The 19,904-nt window shown below is 57.5% G+C and carries 19 protein-coding genes and 1 pseudogene; 15 read left to right on the forward strand and 5 right to left on the reverse strand.

All coding sequences use genetic code 11. The features are described from left to right. Window positions 1–102, reverse strand: a pseudogene (locus HMPREF1024_RS28110) (peptidase); the annotation flags it as partial. A gap of 402 nt (window positions 103–504) precedes the next feature. Here HMPREF1024_RS28110 and ltrA point away from each other — a divergent pair. From ltrA to HMPREF1024_RS25320, 3 genes are all read left to right on the forward strand, one after another. After that, on the forward strand, window positions 505–1,992 hold the full coding sequence (ltrA, locus tag HMPREF1024_RS25325; RefSeq protein ID WP_004178082.1) for a group II intron reverse transcriptase/maturase: 1,488 nt from the start codon (window positions 505–507) through the stop codon (window positions 1,990–1,992). Window positions 1,993–2,069: 77 nt separating this feature from the next. Continuing rightward, window positions 2,070–2,309, forward strand: coding sequence for a hypothetical protein (locus tag HMPREF1024_RS31610; RefSeq protein ID WP_064185257.1), 240 nt, complete (start codon window positions 2,070–2,072; stop codon window positions 2,307–2,309). Further along, entirely contained in the window at window positions 2,309–2,638 is a 330-nt protein-coding gene (locus HMPREF1024_RS25320) for a hypothetical protein (protein WP_009307368.1), read from the forward strand. Before HMPREF1024_RS31610 ends, HMPREF1024_RS25320 begins: the two co-directional genes overlap by 1 nt. 209 nt (window positions 2,639–2,847) lie before the next feature. On the opposite strand, the gene HMPREF1024_RS25315 is transcribed toward HMPREF1024_RS25320, so the two are convergent. Further along, window positions 2,848–3,777 (reverse strand): formate/nitrite transporter family protein, encoded by a 930-nt coding sequence (locus HMPREF1024_RS25315; protein ID WP_004149224.1) that lies wholly within the window; start codon window positions 3,775–3,777, stop codon window positions 2,848–2,850. Between the two features lie 289 nt (window positions 3,778–4,066). Here HMPREF1024_RS25315 and mlaA point away from each other — a divergent pair, with 289 nt between their 5' ends. Further along, the gene (gene mlaA / locus HMPREF1024_RS25310) at window positions 4,067–4,828 is read left to right on the forward strand and encodes a phospholipid-binding lipoprotein MlaA (protein ID WP_002913362.1); all 762 of its coding nucleotides are present in this window, start codon (window positions 4,067–4,069) and stop codon (window positions 4,826–4,828) included. A gap of 61 nt (window positions 4,829–4,889) precedes the next feature. Here mlaA and fadL read toward each other — a convergent pair whose 3' ends face one another. Further along, window positions 4,890–6,212, reverse strand: a complete 1,323-nt coding sequence (fadL, locus tag HMPREF1024_RS25305; protein ID WP_002913360.1) for a long-chain fatty acid transporter FadL — start codon at window positions 6,210–6,212, stop codon at window positions 4,890–4,892. Between the two features lie 372 nt (window positions 6,213–6,584). Here fadL and HMPREF1024_RS25300 point away from each other — a divergent pair, with 372 nt between their 5' ends. The 4 genes from HMPREF1024_RS25300 (at window position 6,585) to sixA (ending at window position 11,178) form a co-directional block, all read left to right on the forward strand. Continuing rightward, window positions 6,585–6,869, forward strand: a complete 285-nt coding sequence (locus tag HMPREF1024_RS25300; RefSeq protein ID WP_002913359.1) for a YfcZ/YiiS family protein — start codon at window positions 6,585–6,587, stop codon at window positions 6,867–6,869. Between the two features lie 159 nt (window positions 6,870–7,028). Further along, complete coding sequence (gene fadI / locus HMPREF1024_RS25295) at window positions 7,029–8,339, forward strand: acetyl-CoA C-acyltransferase FadI (protein WP_002913358.1); 1,311 nt, start codon at window positions 7,029–7,031, stop codon at window positions 8,337–8,339. Further along, window positions 8,339–10,483, forward strand: coding sequence for a fatty acid oxidation complex subunit alpha FadJ (fadJ, locus tag HMPREF1024_RS25290; RefSeq protein WP_004149220.1), 2,145 nt, complete (start codon window positions 8,339–8,341; stop codon window positions 10,481–10,483). The genes fadI and fadJ overlap by 1 nt, the downstream gene beginning before the upstream one ends. A gap of 209 nt (window positions 10,484–10,692) precedes the next feature. Then, window positions 10,693–11,178, forward strand: coding sequence for a phosphohistidine phosphatase SixA (gene sixA, locus HMPREF1024_RS0125330; RefSeq protein ID WP_002913355.1), 486 nt, complete (start codon window positions 10,693–10,695; stop codon window positions 11,176–11,178). Between the two features lie 20 nt (window positions 11,179–11,198). On the opposite strand, the gene smrB is transcribed toward sixA, so the two are convergent. Continuing rightward, complete coding sequence (gene smrB / locus HMPREF1024_RS25285; RefSeq protein WP_009307369.1) at window positions 11,199–11,750, reverse strand: endonuclease SmrB; 552 nt, start codon at window positions 11,748–11,750, stop codon at window positions 11,199–11,201. Window positions 11,751–11,917: 167 nt separating this feature from the next. Between smrB and prmB the strand changes: the two genes are divergently transcribed. From prmB to HMPREF1024_RS25255, 6 genes are read left to right on the forward strand one after another with little or no spacing between them, the layout of a single operon-like run. After that, window positions 11,918–12,850, forward strand: coding sequence for a 50S ribosomal protein L3 N(5)-glutamine methyltransferase (prmB, locus tag HMPREF1024_RS25280; RefSeq protein WP_002913346.1), 933 nt, complete (start codon window positions 11,918–11,920; stop codon window positions 12,848–12,850). Between the two features lie 41 nt (window positions 12,851–12,891). Then, entirely contained in the window at window positions 12,892–13,977 is a 1,086-nt protein-coding gene (gene aroC / locus HMPREF1024_RS25275; RefSeq protein ID WP_009307370.1) for a chorismate synthase, read from the forward strand. Window positions 13,978–13,979: 2 nt separating this feature from the next. Continuing rightward, window positions 13,980–14,804 carry a penicillin-insensitive murein endopeptidase gene (mepA, locus tag HMPREF1024_RS25270; protein WP_004174960.1) on the forward strand — a complete coding sequence of 275 codons (825 nt, stop codon included), beginning with the start codon at window positions 13,980–13,982 and terminating at the stop codon, window positions 14,802–14,804. After that, on the forward strand, window positions 14,804–15,613 hold the full coding sequence (locus HMPREF1024_RS25265) for a sulfite exporter TauE/SafE family protein (protein WP_009307371.1): 810 nt from the start codon (window positions 14,804–14,806) through the stop codon (window positions 15,611–15,613). The genes mepA and HMPREF1024_RS25265 overlap by 1 nt, the downstream gene beginning before the upstream one ends. Beyond that, window positions 15,613–16,161: an elongation factor P hydroxylase gene (locus HMPREF1024_RS25260; protein ID WP_009307372.1), complete on the forward strand. Its 549-nt coding sequence runs from the start codon at window positions 15,613–15,615 to the stop codon at window positions 16,159–16,161. The genes HMPREF1024_RS25265 and HMPREF1024_RS25260 overlap by 1 nt, the downstream gene beginning before the upstream one ends. A 31-nt stretch (window positions 16,162–16,192) precedes the next feature. Then, a complete protein-coding gene (locus tag HMPREF1024_RS25255; RefSeq protein ID WP_002913338.1) occupies window positions 16,193–16,474 on the forward strand; it encodes a YfcL family protein in 282 nt (93 codons plus the stop codon). Between the two features lie 61 nt (window positions 16,475–16,535). Here the strand turns inward: HMPREF1024_RS25255 and mnmC are convergent, their stop codons facing one another. Next, on the reverse strand, window positions 16,536–18,524 hold the full coding sequence (mnmC, locus tag HMPREF1024_RS25250; RefSeq protein WP_009307373.1) for a bifunctional tRNA (5-methylaminomethyl-2-thiouridine)(34)-methyltransferase MnmD/FAD-dependent 5-carboxymethylaminomethyl-2-thiouridine(34) oxidoreductase MnmC: 1,989 nt from the start codon (window positions 18,522–18,524) through the stop codon (window positions 16,536–16,538). 158 nt (window positions 18,525–18,682) lie between these two features. On the opposite strand from mnmC, the gene fabB reads away from it, so the two are divergent. Then, a complete protein-coding gene (fabB, locus tag HMPREF1024_RS25245) occupies window positions 18,683–19,903 on the forward strand; it encodes a beta-ketoacyl-ACP synthase I (protein WP_002913291.1) in 1,221 nt (406 codons plus the stop codon). Window position 19,904: the final 1 nt, after the last annotated feature.

The raw sequence follows: 19,904 nt of genomic DNA on the forward strand, positions 1-19,904 counted from the left end.
AGTGTAGTCCGCAGCCGGTGACGGAAAACCCGCAGGGCATCGCTCTGTGAACAAAGGAATTTTTACTATGCTGGCTTCTGATACTGCAGGAATGAACTTCATCGTATTTTCCCCTCGCTTGAAACTGTATATATATACAGTGTGCGCCGGGAGACCGGTAGAGATCAAGGGGTGAAAGTCCCCGACCATTGAAGGACCAGCAATCCACAAGGTCCCCGAGTCATGCGTTGCATACCGCGAGGTATGGGGTGAAGCGTTGACAGGGGTGTTGACAGGCCAGCCATTGAGCCACGAAATGTATATTAAATTACCGGGTGCCGACGTTGTACTGTTAACGGAAGGCAACATCATAGGGTGCGATACTGCGAGTGCCACATGGACCCGGCGGGGTCTGAGACCCTGGCATGTCAATACGATCTCTACGCGGGAACCGGGAGATCTCCCCTCTGACCATCTGCCAGTGTCGGGGATGGCCCGCACCGGGAAGACGAGGAGTCATAGCCGGTGATGTACGGAGAGGAGAAGTCGGACTCGCTCATAGTAGCGGCGAAGCAGGCGAACAACCCGAAAGGAGCGGAGTCAGTGGAGCGAAGGAGCGGGGCCAAGGGGAACGCGGAACAGCCACACATGCGCCGGACACAGAGCCGGGAAAGCATGTCACAGAGGCTGTCACGCGTGCGGGAAGCTGCGAAGCAGCGGAAGAAAGAACGGTTTACAGCATTGTTCCACCTGCTGACAGTCGAAGCACTGGAAGCCGCATTCCTCTCCCTGAGCAGGAAAGCGGCCGCCGGAGTGGATGGCATCAGGTGGATGGACTACGCCGGAAACATGAAGAACAACATAACAGATCTGCACCGGAGGCTACATCAGGGCAGCTACAGGGCGCAGCCCGGCAGGCGTCACTACATCCCAAAAGCGGATGGAAAACAACGCCCGCTCGGCATCGCCTCGCTGGAGGACAAGATCGTCCAGTATGCGCTGGTGAAAATCCTGAACGCAGTCTATGAAAACGACTTTATGGGGTTCTCATACGGGTTCAGACCCGGGCGAAGCCAGCACGATGCACTGGACGCACTGGCCACAGGGCTGGTACGCACTAACGTAAACTGGGTACTGGATGCCGACATCAGTCAGTTCTTTGACAGGGTGAGCCACGAATGGCTGATCAGGTTCACAGAGCATCGGATCGGCGACCGGAGGGTAATCAGGCTCATACGTAAGTGGCTCACAGCCGGGACGTCGGAGGAGGGTCAATGGCGAGCAACGGAGGAAGGCACCCCACAGGGTGCGGTCATCTCACCGCTGCTGGCAAACATATACCTCCACTACGTCTTCGATCTGTGGGCGCATCAGTGGCGACGTCGCTATGCCACAGGCAATGTGGTAATGGTCAGATACGCCGATGACATCGTCATCGGGTTCGACAAACGATACGATGCCCGGCGCTTCCGTATAGCCATGCAGCGCAGACTGAGGGAGTTCGGACTCACGGTTCACCCGGAGAAAACCCGTCTGATGGAGTTCGGCCGCTTCGCTGCCGAAAACCGTGCCATCAGGGGAAAAGGCAAACCAGAAACGTTCAACTTCCTCGGGTTCACGCACATCAGCGGGAAAGATCGCAACGGCAGGTTCATGCTGATACGAAAGACCCGCCGGGATCGGATGACGGCAACTCTGAAAGCCATCAAAGACGGTCTGCGAAGGCGCTGGCATTACTCAATCCCCGAACAGGGAAAATGGCTCAGGAGAGTGGTTCAGGGATACCTGAACTATCACTCGGTACCGGGCAACTTCCCCACCATGCAGAAGTTCAGGACACACGTAACAAACCTCTGGCGCCGGGCGCTCAGGCGCAGGAGCCAGAAGGATGATACGACCTGGACGAAAGCAAACAAACTGGCAGCCGCATGGCTACCAAGGGTTCGGGTTCTTCATCCATGGCCTGTGGAGCGGTTCACCGCCAGACACCCGAGGCAGGAGCCCGGTGCGTAAATCGCGCACGCCGGGATCTGTGCGGGGGGTATCCGGTAACGGGTATCCCTACCGCGACGTTTATGCGAGGTAAGATCGTGCTTAGACAAACAGACATTAACCAGGCATTTCGCGAGTCAGTTTTACGCAACTCAAAGGGATATCAATACTTACATACACGAGATTTCGTTTCGTCATTACAGCAGCGCGGCATTCACTTCTCACACTCTGAGGCTAACCGCTGGATAGAGCGCTATCAGTCGTGCTTTGCTGATAAGACGCCGGATCACACGGAGAACCGGCTGTGGATTCTGCGGAACATGGGGAGGGTGATGTAATGACTGCCAGCTATTTTCCTTCACCTGCTGCTGATTATATTGAGTCTGCTCTGACTGTCACGGCTGCGTGCAACATTGGCGCGAACTCTCAGATTATAGAGACTGATCGCGGCTATGTCGTTCTCGATTTATCGCTGAAGGTGACGCAAGGAAGCGTCCTGCTTATCCGCTTGGCTGGCGAACTGCAGTTTGCAAAATTGATGGGGCGTTCTTTTATCACTGTCGAAGGTGAATCGATAGAAGGGGAGGCGATGGAAGATGTTGAAGTGTTGGGGGTGGCTACGCACGCGATCAACGACTTGAGGCAGGACGATAGCCCTGTAATCTGACTTTTAGAAAATATTTTGTGTACATATTTGTGTACTTAAATGAAAATTTAAATGGACATAAATTCAATAAAAACATTGTGTTGTCTTATTTTAAATTTATATCCATTTAACTAAGGGGACAAGGCGGCACGAGTATAGCGTTTTTTGCCCGCCTGAGTAAGAGCCATACCGTCTGACTGCTTAAACCCTCGCCACTCAGGGCGCTTTTTTTATGCCCGGTCGGCCTTTTTCCCTTTCTCCGCCGCCTGGGCGCGGGCTTCCGCTTTTCGCTTGCTGCTCATATCGTTACGGATCTGCGCATGGCTCAGCAGTGCGAAGATGAAGGTCCCGCCACAGATATTTCCCGCCAGGGTCGGCAGGGCGAACGGCCAGATAAAGTCGCTCCAGGGCAGATTTCCATTAAACACCAGATAAAGGATCTCGACCGAGCCCACCACAATATGGGTGGTATCCGCCAGGGCGATAAGCCAGGTCATGAGAATAATCACCACGATTTTGGCGGCACCGGCGACAGGAAACATCCAGACCATGGTGGCGACCAGCCAGCCGGAAATAATCGCATTAGCGAACATCTCTGTCGGACTGTTCTTCATTACGTCTTCGGCGATGCTGACAAAGGCCTGACGGGTTGGCTCATCAAAAATAGGCATATAATTGAAGGCCCATGCGGCCACCGCGGTACCGATGAGATTGCCCGCCAGCACCACCGACCATAGCCGCATCAGCAAACCGACGTTACCGAGGGTGGGATTATGCATCACTGGCAGAACGGCGGTGACCGTATTTTCAGTGAACAGCTGCTGGCGGGCCATAATTACGATAATAAAGCCGAAGGTGTAGCCGAGGTTTTCCAGCAAAAAACCTCCCGGGATCCCCTCCAGTTTGACGTGAAAAATTCCCTTCGCCAGCAGGGAGGCCCCCATCGACAGGCCGGCCGCAATCGCTGACCATAGCAGGGCCAGCGCATCGCGCTCCATCTCTTTTTCCCCTTCCTGGCGAATATGTTCATGGATCGCCATCGCCCGCGAGGGAAGGCGATCTTCATTTACTTCGATCTCTTCACCACGCTGATTTTCCTCACTTTCCACTTCTCTTTCGTCATCCTCTGCCTTTAATTTGTTATTGTCTAGTTCATCCATTTCGTGGCCCTCGCTATCAATCTGTATAGTTATAGCGTAGCGGCTTTCCCTGCCGTCTGGCTGGGCATACTCTGAAATCGCAAAAATGGTAACGTCAGATTTTTGTCGCTCCGGTAGAATAGGAGCCCCGCGATTTCGTTATTCCCAGGCTAAGATCAAATCAACAACTTGGGTGATATAGACATCGTTCAACGTGCTGTTACAATCGCTCACATCTTTACGGGCGGAAGCGTTGTCTTTCCGTCATGGATGGCAACTCGCGATAGCCATAAAAACCAGGGAGACATCTATGAATTATCGCCTGTCGGCGCTTGCGCTTGGCGCCACATTGCTGGTGGGATGTGCCAGTTCCAGCTCTGGCGATCGGCCGCAGGGGCGCTCAGACCCGTTAGAAGGGTTTAACCGCACGATGTTTAACTTCAACTTTAACGTGGTTGATCCTTACGTGCTTCGCCCCGTCGCGGTGGCATGGCGCGACTACGTCCCACAGCCGGCGCGCAACGGGTTAAGCAATTTTACCAGTAACCTGGAAGAGCCGGCAGTGATGGTGAACTACTTCCTGCAGGGCGACCCCTATAAAGGTATGGTGCATTTTACCCGCTTCTTCCTGAACACCATTCTCGGTATGGGTGGGCTTATCGATGTGGCCGGGATGGCGAATCCGCAGCTACAGCGGGTTGAGCCACATCGTTTCGGCAGTACGCTTGGGCATTATGGCGTTGGCTATGGCCCGTATGTTCAGTTGCCGTTCTATGGAAGCTTTACCCTGCGCGACGAAGGCGGCGATATGGCCGATGGCTTGTATCCGGTGCTCTCCTGGCTGACCTGGCCGATGTCGATCGGTAAATGGGCGGTGGAAGGGATTGAGACACGTGCTCAGCTGCTGGATTCCGACGGCCTGCTGCGCCAGTCTTCCGACCCTTACATTCTGATGCGTGAAGCCTACTTCCAGCGTCATGACTTTATCGCCAACGGCGGTAAGCTGACCCCGGCGGACAACCCGAATGCTCAGGCTATTCAGGATGAGCTGAAGGATATCGATTCACAGTGATCGGCGAATGATAAAAAAAGGGTGAACATAATGTTCACCCTTTTTTGTGGCGCGCTGCTTATCAGAAGCGGTAGTTGAAGTTAGCGCCGTACAGCCAGGCGGTTCCTTCGGAACGGAAGGTATACGGGCCTTCCTTAATTTCAACATGCTGCCCGTGCATGTATGAAACGCCGACGTCAACCGAGGCATCTTTATTGAACGCGTAGGTGGTACCCGCGCTCAGCCACAGGCGATCCTGGTCCGGAATAGAGATAGAGCGGTTATTAGCCGGCACCGGGCTGTCATCGAAGGCGATACCGGTACGGAAGGTCCAGTTATCGTCATAATAATAGGTGGTCCCCAGCGCAAGACGATAGGCGTCCTTGAAGCCTTCCTCTTTATAGAACAGCGTCTGGCCGTTGCTGCCGGTGGCTTTCAGCTCCTGGAACTGACTCCAGCTGGTGTAGGTCAGGCTATAGTGGACCGCCCACTGCGGCGCCACGCGGTTATAGCCGGACAGCTCCCACATTTCCGGCAGGTTAAGGGTTAGCGAACCATTTGTCGTCTGGCCGCTGGTGCCCGCCGGCAGGCCGAAGTTGCCGAGGATCTGGTTATAGGCCGCCGGCAGGCTGCTGCGGTAGTTACCGTCGAAGTCGATCTTGACCTCAGAACGGTAGGTTAAACCGTAGCGGTTATTCTTATCCAGCTCATAGAGGATCCCGGCGTTCCAGCCGAAGCCCCACGCGTTGCCATTAAGATGGGCGATCTGCGTGTCGGCCGGGATCTTCGCTACCTGGCCCGCCAGCGCCGGCGGCAGCGCGCCAGAGCCTGCGACAATCTGCCCCAGATCGCCTGCATAGCGCTCGATCTTCGCCTTGGCGTAGACCGCGTCAAAGCCTAAGCCGAAGCTCCAGTTGCTGTCGAGGCGGTAGGCGCCGCTCAGGTTGAAGTTCGCGGTGGTCAGGTCGGTTTTACCGCCCATGCTGCCGGCCGCATAATCATCGTTATACTCTGTTGCCAGACCATAGTTAGAGGTGATAGACGCCCCCCAACCAAATTGGTCGTTAATCGGCGCGACAAAGTGGAAGTTGGGCACCCACGCCGTCGGGGCGATATTGTCTGCTTTCAGGCTCTTGCCGGTGGGAGAGGTGCCCGAAACATTAACGCCCGGGTCGACAAACACGGCGCCCGCCGACATGGTCGGGCGGTCAAACATCATAATTAATGCCGGGTTACGACTGGCATTACCAGCATCGTCAGCGATCGCCCCTTCACCGGAATAGGCACGACCCAGCCCCGATGCAGAGAATTCGTTGAGCTGGAAGCCTGCTGACCAGGCCTGGGTGGAAACAAGTGCGACAGCCACTGCAAGGGCAGATTGGGTAAAGCGGGTTTTCTGGCTCATGCCCATAACCTCATTGAGTTATTTTTTTTAAACTATGTTACATGCCGTAACAGAAGCGCGGGAGTGTAGGGTCTGCGGTACAACCAAGAAATCAGACCAGTGCGCTGAGTATAGGTCTGACCAGATGATTTGTTGCAAGTATGTTTATGAAGTTTTTCAATTGTGATAACAGAAACGCGATCCAGCTGGCAAAAATCTCGGAGAGAGCAAGGGGGACAGAAGGGGATTTTTGTTTTAGATCATTTTTAAGTGTGATTTCTGTCACTTAACGCCGGCAGAGCGATTCTCGGCTGGAGGCTCACCGGGGACAGGGCGTAAAATAGGCACATAATTTTTCTGGCACCGAAGGTGCATCTCCAGAGGAAATCTACGATGAGTAAATGTAGCGCTGATGAAACCCCGGTTTGCTGCTGTATGGATGTTGGCACGATTGTTGACAACACCGACTGCACCGCCTCCTACAGCCGCGTATTCGCCAACCGCGCTGAAGCCGAGCAAACGCTCGCCGCGTTAAGCGAAAAAGCCCGCAATGTCGAATCTGAGCCGTGCCAAATTAACCCAACCTTCACTGACGTTGACGGCGGTGTGCAGCTGGATATCGATTTTGTTTTCAGCTGCGAAGCAGAATCCCTGATCTTCCAGCTGGGCTTACGTTAATCCTTCCCCCTCGACGCCCCTGATAAGGGGCGTTTCCTTTTCTTTTCACTGTGTTTTGGCTCGCAATTTTGCGCTTCTCCGATTGGCTTAATGTAAAAAATTAGTTAAGAATGTTATCAGGTCAGACCACTTGGTTGTCTTGGTTAACAGGGGAGTGTTATGAGTCAGGCATTACCGCTTATCACCCGTCAGGGCGATCGCATTGCCATTGTCACGGGGCTACGCACGCCATTTGCTCGTCAGGCTACGGCTTTTCATGGCGTTCCGGCCATTGATTTAGGAAAAATGGTAGTTGGCGAGATGTTGGCGCGCAGCGACATTCCTGCCGAAGTCATCGAGCAACTGGTCTTTGGCCAGGTGGTGCAGATGCCGGAAGCGCCGAACATCGCCCGGGAAATTGTGCTGGGTACCGGCATGAGCGTACATACCGACGCCTATAGCGTCAGCCGCGCCTGCGCCACCAGTTTCCAGGCCGTGGCGAACGTCGCTGAAAGCCTGATGGCCGGCACCATCCGCGCCGGTATTGCCGGCGGCGCCGACTCTTCCTCTGTCCTGCCCATTGGGGTCAGTAAAACGCTGGCCCGCACGCTAGTGGATGCCAATAAGGCACGCACGCTGAGCCAAAAGCTGAAGCTGTTTTCCCGTCTGCGGCCACGCGACCTGCTGCCGGTCCCCCCGGCGGTGGCTGAATATTCAACCGGATTGCGGATGGGCGATACCGCCGAGCAGATGGCGAAAAGCTGGGGGATCTCCCGCGAGCAACAGGATGCCCTGGCGCATCGTTCGCACCAGCTGGCAGCGAAAGCCTGGGAAGAGGGTAAACTGTCCGCAGAGGTGATGACCGCCTATGCTCCCCCTTTCCGCGAACCGCTCGAGCAGGACAACAATATTCGTAAAAATTCAACGCTCGCAGATTATCAGAAGTTACGCCCGGCCTTTGACCGCAAACATGGCACCGTCACCGCCGCCAACAGTACGCCGCTGACGGACGGCGCGGCAGCGGTGATCCTGATGACCGAGTCGCGGGCTAAAGAGCTGGGGCTGAGGCCGCTGGGCTATCTGCGCAGCTACGCCTTTACCGCCATCGACGTCTGGCAGGATATGCTGTTGGGGCCCGCGTGGTCCACGCCGCTGGCGCTGGAGCGCGCTGGCCTGACGCTGGCGGATCTCACGCTTATCGATATGCACGAAGCTTTCGCCGCGCAGACGCTGGCCAATCTCCAGTGTCTGGCAAGCGACCGCTTTGCCCGCGAGGTGCTGGGCCGCTCGCAGGCCACCGGTGAGGTAGATGAAAGCAAGTTTAACGTCCTCGGCGGCTCTATCGCCTACGGTCACCCCTTCGCCGCCACCGGCGCGCGGATGATCACCCAGACGCTGCATGAGCTGCGGCGACGGGGCGGGGGATTTGGTTTGGTGACGGCCTGCGCGGCAGGTGGTCTGGGTGCGGCGATGATCGTGGAGGCTGAATAATGGATACTGTTTCCGCTTTTAAGCTTGAGGTCCGTGCGGACAAAATCGCGGTGATCACCATTGATGCCCCGGGTGAAAAAATGAATACCCTGAAAGCCGAATTTGGCAGTCAGGTACGGGGATTGATACGCCAGTTACGTGACGATAAGTCAGTGCGCGGCGTAGTATTTATCTCCGCCAAAGCGGATAACTTTATCGCCGGCGCTGATATCAACATGATTGCCCGCTGCCGCAGCGCGCAGGAGGCGGAAGCGCTGGCGCGCCAGGGACAGCAGATTATGGCTGAGATCCATGGCCTGTCGATCCCGGTGATTGCCGCTATCCACGGCGCCTGCCTTGGCGGCGGTCTGGAGCTGGCGCTGGCCTGTCATGGCCGTATCTGTAGCGATGACGAAAAAACCCGACTCGGCTTGCCGGAGGTACAGCTTGGCCTGCTGCCGGGTTCCGGCGGGACGCAGCGTTTACCGCGGCTGATCGGGGTCAGCACCGCGCTGGATATGATGCTCACCGGCAAGCAGCTGCGGCCGCGGCAGGCGCTGAAGGCTGGTCTGGTGGACGAGGTGGTGCCGCAGGCGATTTTACTGCAGGCGGCGGTGGAGTTGGCGCTGAAGGGACGACCGACCAGCCGGGAGGTGCCTGTTCGTGAACGCGTACTGGCAGGGCCTCTGGGGCGCCATCTGTTATTCCAGTTTGTCGGTAAACAAACGCAGCGCAAAACGCAGGGAAATTACCCGGCGGTGAAGCGAATCTTGCAGGTCGTCGAGAATGGTCTGGCCCATGGCTGCAGCAGCGGATACGCTGAAGAGGCGCGCGCATTTGGCGAACTGGCGATGAGCCCGCAGTCGCAGGCGCTGCGATCGATCTTCTTTGCCAGTACCGATCTGAAAAAAGACCCTGGCGCCGAGGCGGGCCCCGGTTCGCTGAGAAGCGTTGCAGTACTGGGCGGTGGCTTGATGGGCGGGGGGATCGCCTATGTGACCGCCTGTAAGGGTGGGCTGCCGGTGCGGATTAAAGATATCCAGCCGCGTGGCATCAACCACGCCTTAAAGTACAGCTGGGATCTGCTGAATAAACAGGTTCGTCAGCGTCGACTGCGCCCAGTGGAGCGCGATCGTCAGATGGCGCTGATCTCCGGCACTACCGACTATCAGGGCTTTGCTCATCGCGATGTGGTGATCGAGGCGGTATTTGAAGACCTGGCTCTCAAACAGCGGATGGTCAGCGAAGTGGAACAATACGGCGGGCCGCAGACCATCTTTGCGTCGAATACCTCATCGTTGCCAATCGGCGATATTGCCGCTCACGCCAGCCGCCCGGGGCAGGTAATCGGCCTGCATTTTTTCAGTCCGGTGGAAAAAATGCCGCTGGTTGAGGTGATCCCGCACAAGGGAACCGACCCGCAGACTATCGCCACCGTGGTGCAGCTGGCTAAACGGCAGGGGAAAACGCCGATTGTTGTCGCAGATAAAGCGGGGTTCTATGTGAACCGTATCCTCGCGCCGTATATCAATGAAGCGATGCGCCTGCTGGTGGAAGGCGAACCGATTGAAGTCATTGATAACGCGTTGGTTAAATTCGGTTTCCCGGTGGGGCCAATTCAACTGCTGGATGAGGTGGGTATCGATACCGGCACCAAAATTATCCCCGTGCTGGAGGGCGCGTTTGGAGAACGTTTTAGCCCGCCTGCAAACATCATTGACGCGATTTTGAAGGACGATCGCAAAGGCAGAAAAAATAATCGTGGTTTCTATCTTTATGAGACAAAAGGGCGTAAAAGCAAAAAACGGCCCGACCCGGCAGTCTATCCGCTGCTCGGCATCGGCCGCCCGCAGTCGCGGCTCTCCGCGCAGCAGGTGGCGGAGCGCTGTGTGATGATGATGCTTAACGAAGCGGCGCGCTGCTTTGATGAGCAGATTATCCGGAGCGCGCGCGATGGCGATATCGGCGCCGTCTTTGGTATAGGGTTTCCGCCATTTCTTGGCGGCCCGTTCCGGTATATGGATACTATCGGCGCGGGTGAAGTTGCCGCGATCCTGCAGCGCCTGGCCGCCCAGTTCGGCCCACGTTTTACACCCTGTGACACTTTATTACGCATGGCTGAACAGGGGACCACCTTTTGGCCAGCGGATGAACGGCTGACCTAAGTTGTGGTCAAAGAAGGTAAATCCGGCTGCGGACGACGCTGTTGATTGGCTGTTTTGTAAACAATGATTGACTATACTTACGCCATTGAGGTAAAAAACAGCGTTTCATTCGTGGAATGGATCAGGCACAATGCCCGGCCACCGGGTCACCTGCGTTTTGTCTTCGCAGGCCAAACTACGGTGCTTCTGGTTAACAAAAGCGGTGCAATATGCAAGTTTTTATTATGCGTCACGGCGACGCTGCCCTCGATGCAGCCAGTGACTCGGTTCGTCCATTAACCGTATGCGGTTGTGATGAGTCTCGTCAGATGGCAACCTGGCTGAAAGGTCAAAAAGTGGATATTGAGCGCGTTCTTGTCAGTCCCTATCTGCGTGCGGAACAGACGCTGGATATTGTTGGGGAGTGCATGAACCTGCCGAAACATGTCGACGTGATGCCGGAGCTCACGCCGTGCGGTGATGTGGGAATGGTGAGCGCCTATCTGCAGGCGCTGGCGAATGAAGGCGTGGCGACGGCGCTGGTTGTCTCCCACCTGCCGCTGGTGGGGTATCTGGTCTCAGAGCTGTGTCCGGGGGAAACGCCCCCGATGTTCACCACCTCGGCTATCGCCTGCGTGACGCTGGATGCCGACGGCAAAGGTGAGTTCCTCTGGCAAAAAAGCCCCTGCAACCTCAAGATGGCCAACGCCATCTGACGGCCCCCCGGAGCCCGCCGTTACGGCAGCTCCGGCGGTTGCCACTCCTCGACCTCAATCAATATCAGCAGTGCGGCGTCACCGCCGTACTCTTTTGGTGCCTGGTGAAACGCCATAATATGCGGATGTTGCGCCAGCCACAGCGGGGTTTGCTGTTTGAGGATGTGTTTCCCGTGCCCGTGCATCACGCAGGCGCAAAACACATGCTCGCGGCGGCAGGCGGCAATTAGCGCGCCCAGCTCCTGTTTGGCCTGCTGCTGGGTAAGCCCATGCAGATCGAGGAACAGCTCCGGCGAATAATCTCCACGGCGCAGCTTTTTCAGCTCGAAATGGCTGACGTCGGGGCGGACATATTTCGTCGAGCCTTCGGTATTCAGTAGCGGTTGAAACTCATCGGAAAAATAGTGGCTGTTATCGACCTGTTCCTGCAGCAAACGCTTAGGAGCAACCTCGGTAATTTTCTTGCGCTGCGGGCGGTGAACAATAGTGTCCTGTTTGATCTTCCGCGTGCCGATCATCAGCTGACGGAACAGCGCCTGATCCTCCTCGCTAAGCGATGTCTTCTTTTTCATTGTCCGCTCTCATTCATACTTTGCGCTAGTTTACCCGACTCAATATCCCTTCGGGCAAGGAAAACCTGTTTTTTCCCCCGCCCCTTATCGCAAGAATGCTGATTTATCGCCGTCTTCATGGCACACTAGCCGCCGAATTTATAGCAGAGTGTGCCCTGGAGGATGTCGTGGATAAAATTTTTGTTGATGAGGCAGTCAATGAGCTGCATACCATTCAGGACATGCTGCGCTGGGCGGTAAGCCGTTTCAGCGCTGCTAATATCTGGTACGGTCACGGGACTGATAACCCGTGGGACGAGGCGGTACAGCTGGTGCTGCCTTCACTGTATCTGCCGCTGGATATCCCGGAAGACATGCGCACTGCGCGCCTGACCTCCAGCGAGAAACACCGCATTGTAGAGCGGGTGATTCGCCGCGTGAACGAGCGTATTCCCGTCGCCTATCTGACCAACAAAGCGTGGTTCTGCGGGCATGAGTTTTACGTTGATGAGCGGGTGCTGGTGCCGCGCTCCCCGATTGGCGAACTGATCAATAACCAGTTTGCCGGACTGATTAACCATAAGCCGCAGCACATCCTTGATATGTGCACCGGTAGCGGCTGCATCGCCATCGCCTGCGCCTATGCCTTCCCGGAGGCGGAAGTCGATGCGGTAGATATCTCCCCGGACGCGCTGGCCGTCGCCGAGCACAACGTTGAGTCCCACGGCCTGATCCATCACGTGACGCCGATCCGTTCCGACCTGTTCCGCGATCTGCCGAAGCTGCAGTACGATCTGATCGTCACCAATCCGCCGTATGTCGATGAAGAGGACATGGCCGATCTGCCGGAAGAGTATGAGCATGAGCCGGTGCTGGGGCTGGCCTCCGGAAGCGACGGCCTGAAGTTAACGCGCCGTATCCTCGGCAACGCGCCGGATTATCTCAGCGACGACGGGATTCTGATTTGTGAAGTCGGTAACAGCATGGTACATCTGATGGAGCAGTATCCGGATGTGCCGTTTACCTGGCTTGAGTTTGATAACGGCGGCGACGGGGTCTTTATGCTGACCAAACAGCAGCTGATTGACGCCCGTGCGCACTTCGGTATTTATAAAGACTAAAAAAACAACACGCCAACATAACGAAAAAGATTGGAGCCGTGATGGCAGGAAATACAATTGGACAACTCTTTCGCGTCACTACCTTCGGCGAATCGCACGGTCTGGCGCTGGGCTGCATCGTTGACGGCGTGCCGCCGGGCATCCCGCTGACCGAAGCCGACCTGCAGCACGACCTCGATCGTCGTCGCCCGGGTACCTCGCGTTACACCACGCAGCGTCGCGAGCCGGATCAGGTCAAAATCCTCTCCGGCGTCTTCGAAGGCGTTACCACCGGGACCAGTATCGGTCTGCTGATTGAGAACACCGATCAGCGTTCGCAGGATTACGGCGCGATCAAAGATCTGTTCCGTCCGGGCCACGCCGATTACACCTACGAGCAAAAGTATGGTCTGCGCGACTATCGCGGCGGCGGTCGTTCTTCTGCGCGCGAAACCGCGATGCGCGTAGCGGCCGGGGCGATTGCCAAAAAATACCTTGCCGCGAAGTTCGGCATCGTCATTCGCGGCTGCCTGACGCAGATGGGCGATATTCCGCTGGCCATCAAAGATTGGGATCAGGTTGAGCAGAACCCCTTCTTCTGCCCGGACCCGGATAAAATCGACGCCCTGGATGAACTGATGCGCGGCCTGAAAAAAGAGGGCGACTCCATTGGCGCGAAAGTGACGGTAGTGGCTGACGGCGTACCGCCAGGCCTCGGCGAGCCGGTCTTCGACCGCCTGGATGCCGATATCGCCCACGCGCTGATGAGCATCAACGCCGTGAAAGGGGTGGAAATTGGCGACGGCTTCGAGGTGGTGAAGCTGCGCGGCAGCGAAAACCGCGATGAGATCACCAAAGCCGGGTTCCAGAGCAACCACGCCGGCGGCATTCTTGGCGGCATCAGCAGCGGCCAGCAGATCGTTGCCAACATCGCGCTGAAGCCTACCTCCAGTATTACCGTTCCCGGTCATACGATTAACCGCTTTGGCGAAGAAGTGGAGATGCTCACCAAAGGGCGTCACGATCCGTGCGTCGGCATCCGCGCCGTACCGATCGCTGAGGCGATGCTGGCGATCGTTCTGATGGATCACTTTATGCGTCAGCGCGCGCAGAATGGCGACGTGACGACGACAATTCCACGCTGGTAACCATGAAAAACACCGTTATCGCACTGCTTGCGCTGTTGGCCAGCGCCGGTAGCCTGGCCGCCACGCCATGGCAGAAAATAACCCAACCGATCGGCGGCAGCGCCCAGTCAATCGGCGCGTTTTCCAATGGCTGTATCGTTGGCGCCGAGGCGCTCCCCCTGAGTGCCCCCGGCTATCAGGTGATGCGTACCGATCAGCGTCGCTACTTCGGTCATCCGGATCTGGTTCAGTTTATTCAGCGCCTGAGTAATCAGGTGCACAATAAAGGTATGGGAACCGTGCTGATTGGCGACATGGGGATGCCGGCGGGCGGGCGCTTTAACGGCGGGCACGCCAGCCACCAGACGGGCCTCGATGTCGATATCTTCCTTCAGCTGCCGCAAACGCGCTGGACATCGTCCCAGCTGTTGAAGCCGCAGGCGCTGGACCTGGTCGCCAGCGATGGCAAGCATGTGGTGCCGTCGCTATGGAGCCCGCAAATCAGCCAGCTTATCAAGCTGGCGGCGGAAGATAGCGAAGTTACCCGCATCTTCGTCAACCCGGCGATTAAACAGCAGCTGTGCCTGGACGCGGGCAGCGACCGCCAGTGGCTGCGTAAAGTCCGTCCCTGGTTCCAGCATCGCGCTCATATGCACGTCCGACTGCGTTGCCCGGCGGGAAGTCTGGAGTGCGAGGATCAGGCGCCGCCGCCGCCCGGCGATGGCTGCGGAGCGGAGCTGCAGAGCTGGTTCGAACCACCTAAACCCGGGTCTACCCCCCCTGTGAAGAAGACGCCGCCGCCGCTGCCGCCTTCCTGCCAGGCGCTACTGGATGAGCATGTGCTGTAATGGATAGTTTTATCGAGTTGTTTGCCGTATCGCCGCTGTTGCTGGTGGTACTCTTCTTTGTCGCCATCCTGGCCGGTTTTATTGACTCACTGGCGGGAGGTGGGGGCTTATTGACTGTCCCTGCGCTGATGGCGGCCGGCATGCCGCCAGCCCAGGCGCTGGCGACCAATAAGCTGCAGGCCTGCGGCGGGTCGCTATCGGCGACCCTCTATTTTGTCCGCCGCAAGGTGGTTAATCTGGCCGATCAGAAGCTGAATATTCTGATGACCTTTATCGGCTCAACCGCCGGAGCGCTGCTGGTGCAGCACGTGCAATCCGATATTCTGAAGCAGATCCTGCCGTTGCTGGTGATTGGCATCGGCCTTTATTTCCTGCTGATGCCGAAACTGGGCGAAGCCGACCGGCAGCGTCGGCTTTACGGTCTGCCGTTTGCGCTGGTCGCCGGCGGTAGCGTAGGGTTTTACGATGGCTTTTTCGGCCCCGGCGCCGGTTCGTTTTACGCCCTGGCTTTTGTCACTCTGGCCGGGTTTAACCTTGCCAAGTCGACGGCCCATGCCAAGCTGCTGAACGCCACCTCAAACGTCGGCGGCCTGCTGCTGTTTATCATCGGTGGAAAGGTTATCTGGGCCACCGGCTTTGTGATGATGGCCGGCCAGTTTATTGGCGCCCGCGCCGGGTCCCGGCTGGTGCTGAGTAAAGGGCAGTCGCTGATCCGGCCGATGATCGTTATCGTCTCGGCGGTGATGAGCGCGAAACTTCTTTATGACAGCCACGGGGCTGAGATTTTGCAGTGGTTGGGAATTCATTAATGCAACAGCAACACCATTATCAGCAGCTGATAGACCTTTTCGACAGCTGCTTTGCCGAAGAATTTAATACCCGCCTGATTAAAGGCGACGATGAGCCGATCTACCTTCCGGCTGACGATGAAACGCCCTATCACCGTATCATGTTTGCGCACGGATTTTTTGCCAGCGCCCTGCACGAGATCTCTCACTGGTGTGTCGCCGGCAAGGCGCGTCGCGAACAAGTAGATTTTGGCTACTGGTACTGCCCGGACGGCCGCGATGCGATGACCCAAAGCCAGTTTGAGGATGTCGAGGTGAAACCGCAGGCCTTTGAGTGGCTGTTCTGCGTGGCGGCGGGATTTCCGTTTAACGTCAGCTGTGACAATCTGGAAGGGGACGTTGAGCCCGATCGCATCGCCTTCCAGCGCCGGGTGCATGCTCGGGTGATGACTTTACTTGAACAAGGGATCCCCGAACGTCCGGCGCGCTTTATTCGCGCGTTACAACACTATTATCAAACGCCGCCATTGACGGCGAAACACTTTCCGTGGCCGGAAGACCTGCACTAAGGCCGCACATTACATGACAAGAGGTAAGATGATGATCGCGGAGTTTGAATCACGCATTCTGGCGCTGATTGACAACATGGTAGACCACGCCAGTGATGATGAACTGTTTGCCGGCGGTTATCTGCGCGGCCACCTGACGCTGGCGGTGGCTGAGCTGGAAGGTGAGGGCGAGCATTCTGCTGACGCGGTACACAGCAGAGTTAGCCAAAGCCTGGAGAAAGCCATCAGCGCTGGCGAACTGTCGCCGCCGGACCAAATTCTGGTGCAGGGGATGTGGCATAACCTGTATCAACAGGCGAAAAATCAGGCCTGAGCCATGTTGTAGCCCGGGTCAGGCGTCAGCCGTACCCGGGAAATTGCCTGCCCTCATGGTTTTATTTCACCGCTTTTCCCTTCAGCAGTTTTCTCACCCACAGCCGATTCGGATTCAGCGCCGCCAGGGTGTCGCTATCCAGCGGCAGCGGTTCCGCGCTCATTTGCGCCGCCAGCAGCTCAGCGCTTAACGGCGCGGTGCAAAGTCCGCGCGACCCGAGCGCGCCAAGCATAAACAGGTTACGACAGACCGGCGCGCTATCGGCGATATCCGGTTGTTCGTGGAGGCTGGCGTATTGCGTCAATGTTGCCGCGTAGTCCGGCACGTTGCCGACCATCGGTAGATGATCGCGGGTGGCGCAGCGCACGCCGCAGCGAGCGTCGTTGGCGCTGATATCCACGTCCTGTGGCCACTCCGCGCCCGGGAAGCAGTCGATCAGCCGTTGCCGGTTGTGCTGCTGATCTTCTTCGCTGAAGGTGGTGTCGGTTTTCCCGCGGTGGTAGCTGGCGCCAATGCAGTGCTGCTGATTTTGCGGATTCTGTGGCGTCAGGTAGCCGTCGTAGCACAGCACCTGGCGCAGGGCGGCAAGCCGCGGGGTGGTGGGAATATGGCTGACCTGGCCGCCAACCGGGTAGACCGGCAGTTGGGCGGTTTGCGCAAAACCAGTGATGCGGTGGCCGTTCGCCAGAACCACCGCCTGATGATAGCGCTGCTGATTGAGCAGCCAGCCATCGCCCTCCGCGCTGAGCGTTTCGACGGGATAACCATAGTGCACGTGCAGTCCGCGCGTGGCCGCCAGCGCCAGCAGCTCGGCGGTGAGCTGCTGCGGGCACAGCCAGCCGCCGGCCGGATAGGTGATGCCGCCGCAGCCGGTATCGACGCCGGTCAGCCCGGCAACCTGTTCCGCCGTCACCGCGCAGGCGATGTCCGGGGGTAAATTCAGCGCCAGCATCTGGGCGATTTTATGCGCGCTTTTCTCATCCCAGCCGAGCTGGGTAACACCGCACCATTGGTGATCGAACATCACCGGCAGCGCGTCATACATTCGGCGGGCGAAGGTAAAGGCGGCCGGAAAAAAGCGTGCCAGCGCCGGATCGTGCTGACTTAACAGCGGATACAGCGCGCCCTGGCGATTGCCGGAGGCGCCCTGCGCTGGAGCCTCATCGGCGCAGTAAAGGGTCACCTGCCAGCCGCGGCGCAGCAGCGCCAGGGAGAGCAGGGCGCTGGCGATCCCGCCGCCGATGATGGCCGCCTCGCGGGCATCGCTGCTACTGCGAGCGAACCAGGGGGCGCGCGCAGGAAAGCTCAGCGTTTGCGCCATCTCGCCGGTCAGCATCTCCCGCTTGCGGCCGAAGCCTTTGCTTTTACGCATGGTAAAGCCGGCCTCCTGCAGGCCACGGCGGACAAAACCGGCGGAGGTAAAGGTGGCCAGCGTCCCGCCGGGTCGCGCCAGGCGCGCCATGGCGCTGAACAGATCCTGAGTCCACATGTCGGGATTTTTCGCCGGGGCAAAGCCGTCAAGAAACCAGGCGTCCACCTGCTGGTTCAGCGAATCATCCAGCTCCCTGGTCAGCTCATTGATATCGCCAAACCACAGATCGAGCGTCACCCGCCCGCCGTCGAGCAGCAGACGATGGCACCCGCCGAAGGCCGACGGCCATTGCGCCTGCAGCTGCTGCGCCCACGGAGCCAGCTCTGGCCAGCGCTGGTGCGCCAGGCGGAGATCCTCAGCCTTCAGCGGATATTTTTCAAAACTGATGAAATGTAACCTTTGCAAGGTAACGTCCGGGTTATCACGAACAAAAACGTCAAACGCCTGCCAGAGGGTGAGGAAATTGAGCCCGGTGCCGAAGCCGCTCTCCGCGACGATCATCAGCGGGCGAGGGTGGCTGGGGAAGCGCTCCGGCAGGCGATTTCCGCCGAGAAAAACGTAGCGAGTCTCTTCCAGACCGTTGTCATTGGAAAAGTAAACATCGTCGAAATCTCGGGAAACAGGTGTACCCTCAGCGTTGAATTCCAGGTTGGCGGGTTGTATGGCGTTTTGTTTCACGTAAGTTACTCGAATCACAAGGCGTAGCACGATCTTAACGATGTGTGCCTGAGGGCGCAAATTTATACACAAAATGTCTGATCGGACTTGTTCGGCGTACAAGTGTACGCTATTGTGCGACACGAAACTTAAAATAGTGCGACTTACAGAGGTATTTAATGAAACGTGCAGTGATTACTGGCTTGGGCATCGTTTCCAGCATCGGTAATAACCAGCAGGAAGTCCTGGCATCTCTGCGTGAAGGACGTTCAGGGATCACTTTCTCTCAGGAGCTTAAAGATTCAGGGATGCGCAGCCACGTATGGGGCAACGTCAAACTGGATACCACTGGCCTCATTGACCGCAAAGTAGTGCGCTTTATGAGCGACGCCTCCATCTATGCTTACCTGTCCATGGAACAGGCTGTTGCCGACGCAGGTCTGGCGCCTGAAGCATATCAGAATAACCCGCGTGTCGGCCTGATCGCAGGCTCCGGCGGCGGTTCCCCGAAATTCCAGGTCTTCGGCGCCGATGCCATGCGTAGCCCGCGTGGTCTGAAAGCCGTGGGCCCGTATGTGGTCACCAAAGCGATGGCTTCCGGCGTTTCCGCCTGCCTCGCTACGCCGTTCAAAATTCACGGCGTTAACTACTCCATCAGCTCGGCCTGCGCCACTTCCGCCCACTGTATTGGTAACGCGGTAGAGCAGATCCAGCTGGGCAAACAGGACATCGTCTTTGCCGGCGGCGGCGAAGAGCTGTGCTGGGAAATGGCCTGCGAATTCGACGCCATGGGCGCGCTGTCCACTAAATACAATGACACCCCGGAAAAAGCGTCCCGTACCTATGATGCTAACCGTGACGGCTTCGTTATCGCCGGCGGCGGCGGTATGGTCGTGGTGGAAGAGCTGGAACACGCCCTGGCGCGTGGCGCGCACATCTATGCCGAAATCGTCGGCTATGGTGCGACCTCCGATGGCGCGGACATGGTCGCCCCGTCTGGTGAAGGCGCAGTGCGCTGCATGCAGATGGCGATGCATGGCGTTGATACGCCGATCGACTATCTGAACTCCCACGGTACCTCCACTCCGGTCGGCGACGTGAAAGAGCTGGGCGCCATCCGCGAAGTATTCGGCGACAACAGCCCGGCTATTTCGGCAACAAAAGCGATGACCGGCCACTCGCTGGGCGCGGCGGGCGTACAGGAAGCCATCTACTCCCTGCTGATGCTGGAGCACGGCTTTATCGCGCCGAGCATCAACGTTGAAGAGCTGGACGAGCAGGCTGCCGGCCTGAACATCGTCACCAAACCGACGGACGCTAAGCTGACCACCGTAATGTCCAACAGCTTCGGCTTCGGCGGCACCAACGCCACGCTGGTGATGCGTAAATACAACGCCTAAT

The organism is Klebsiella sp. 4_1_44FAA (assembly GCF_000238715.1).
Lineage (GTDB): Bacteria > Pseudomonadota > Gammaproteobacteria > Enterobacterales > Enterobacteriaceae > Klebsiella > Klebsiella pneumoniae.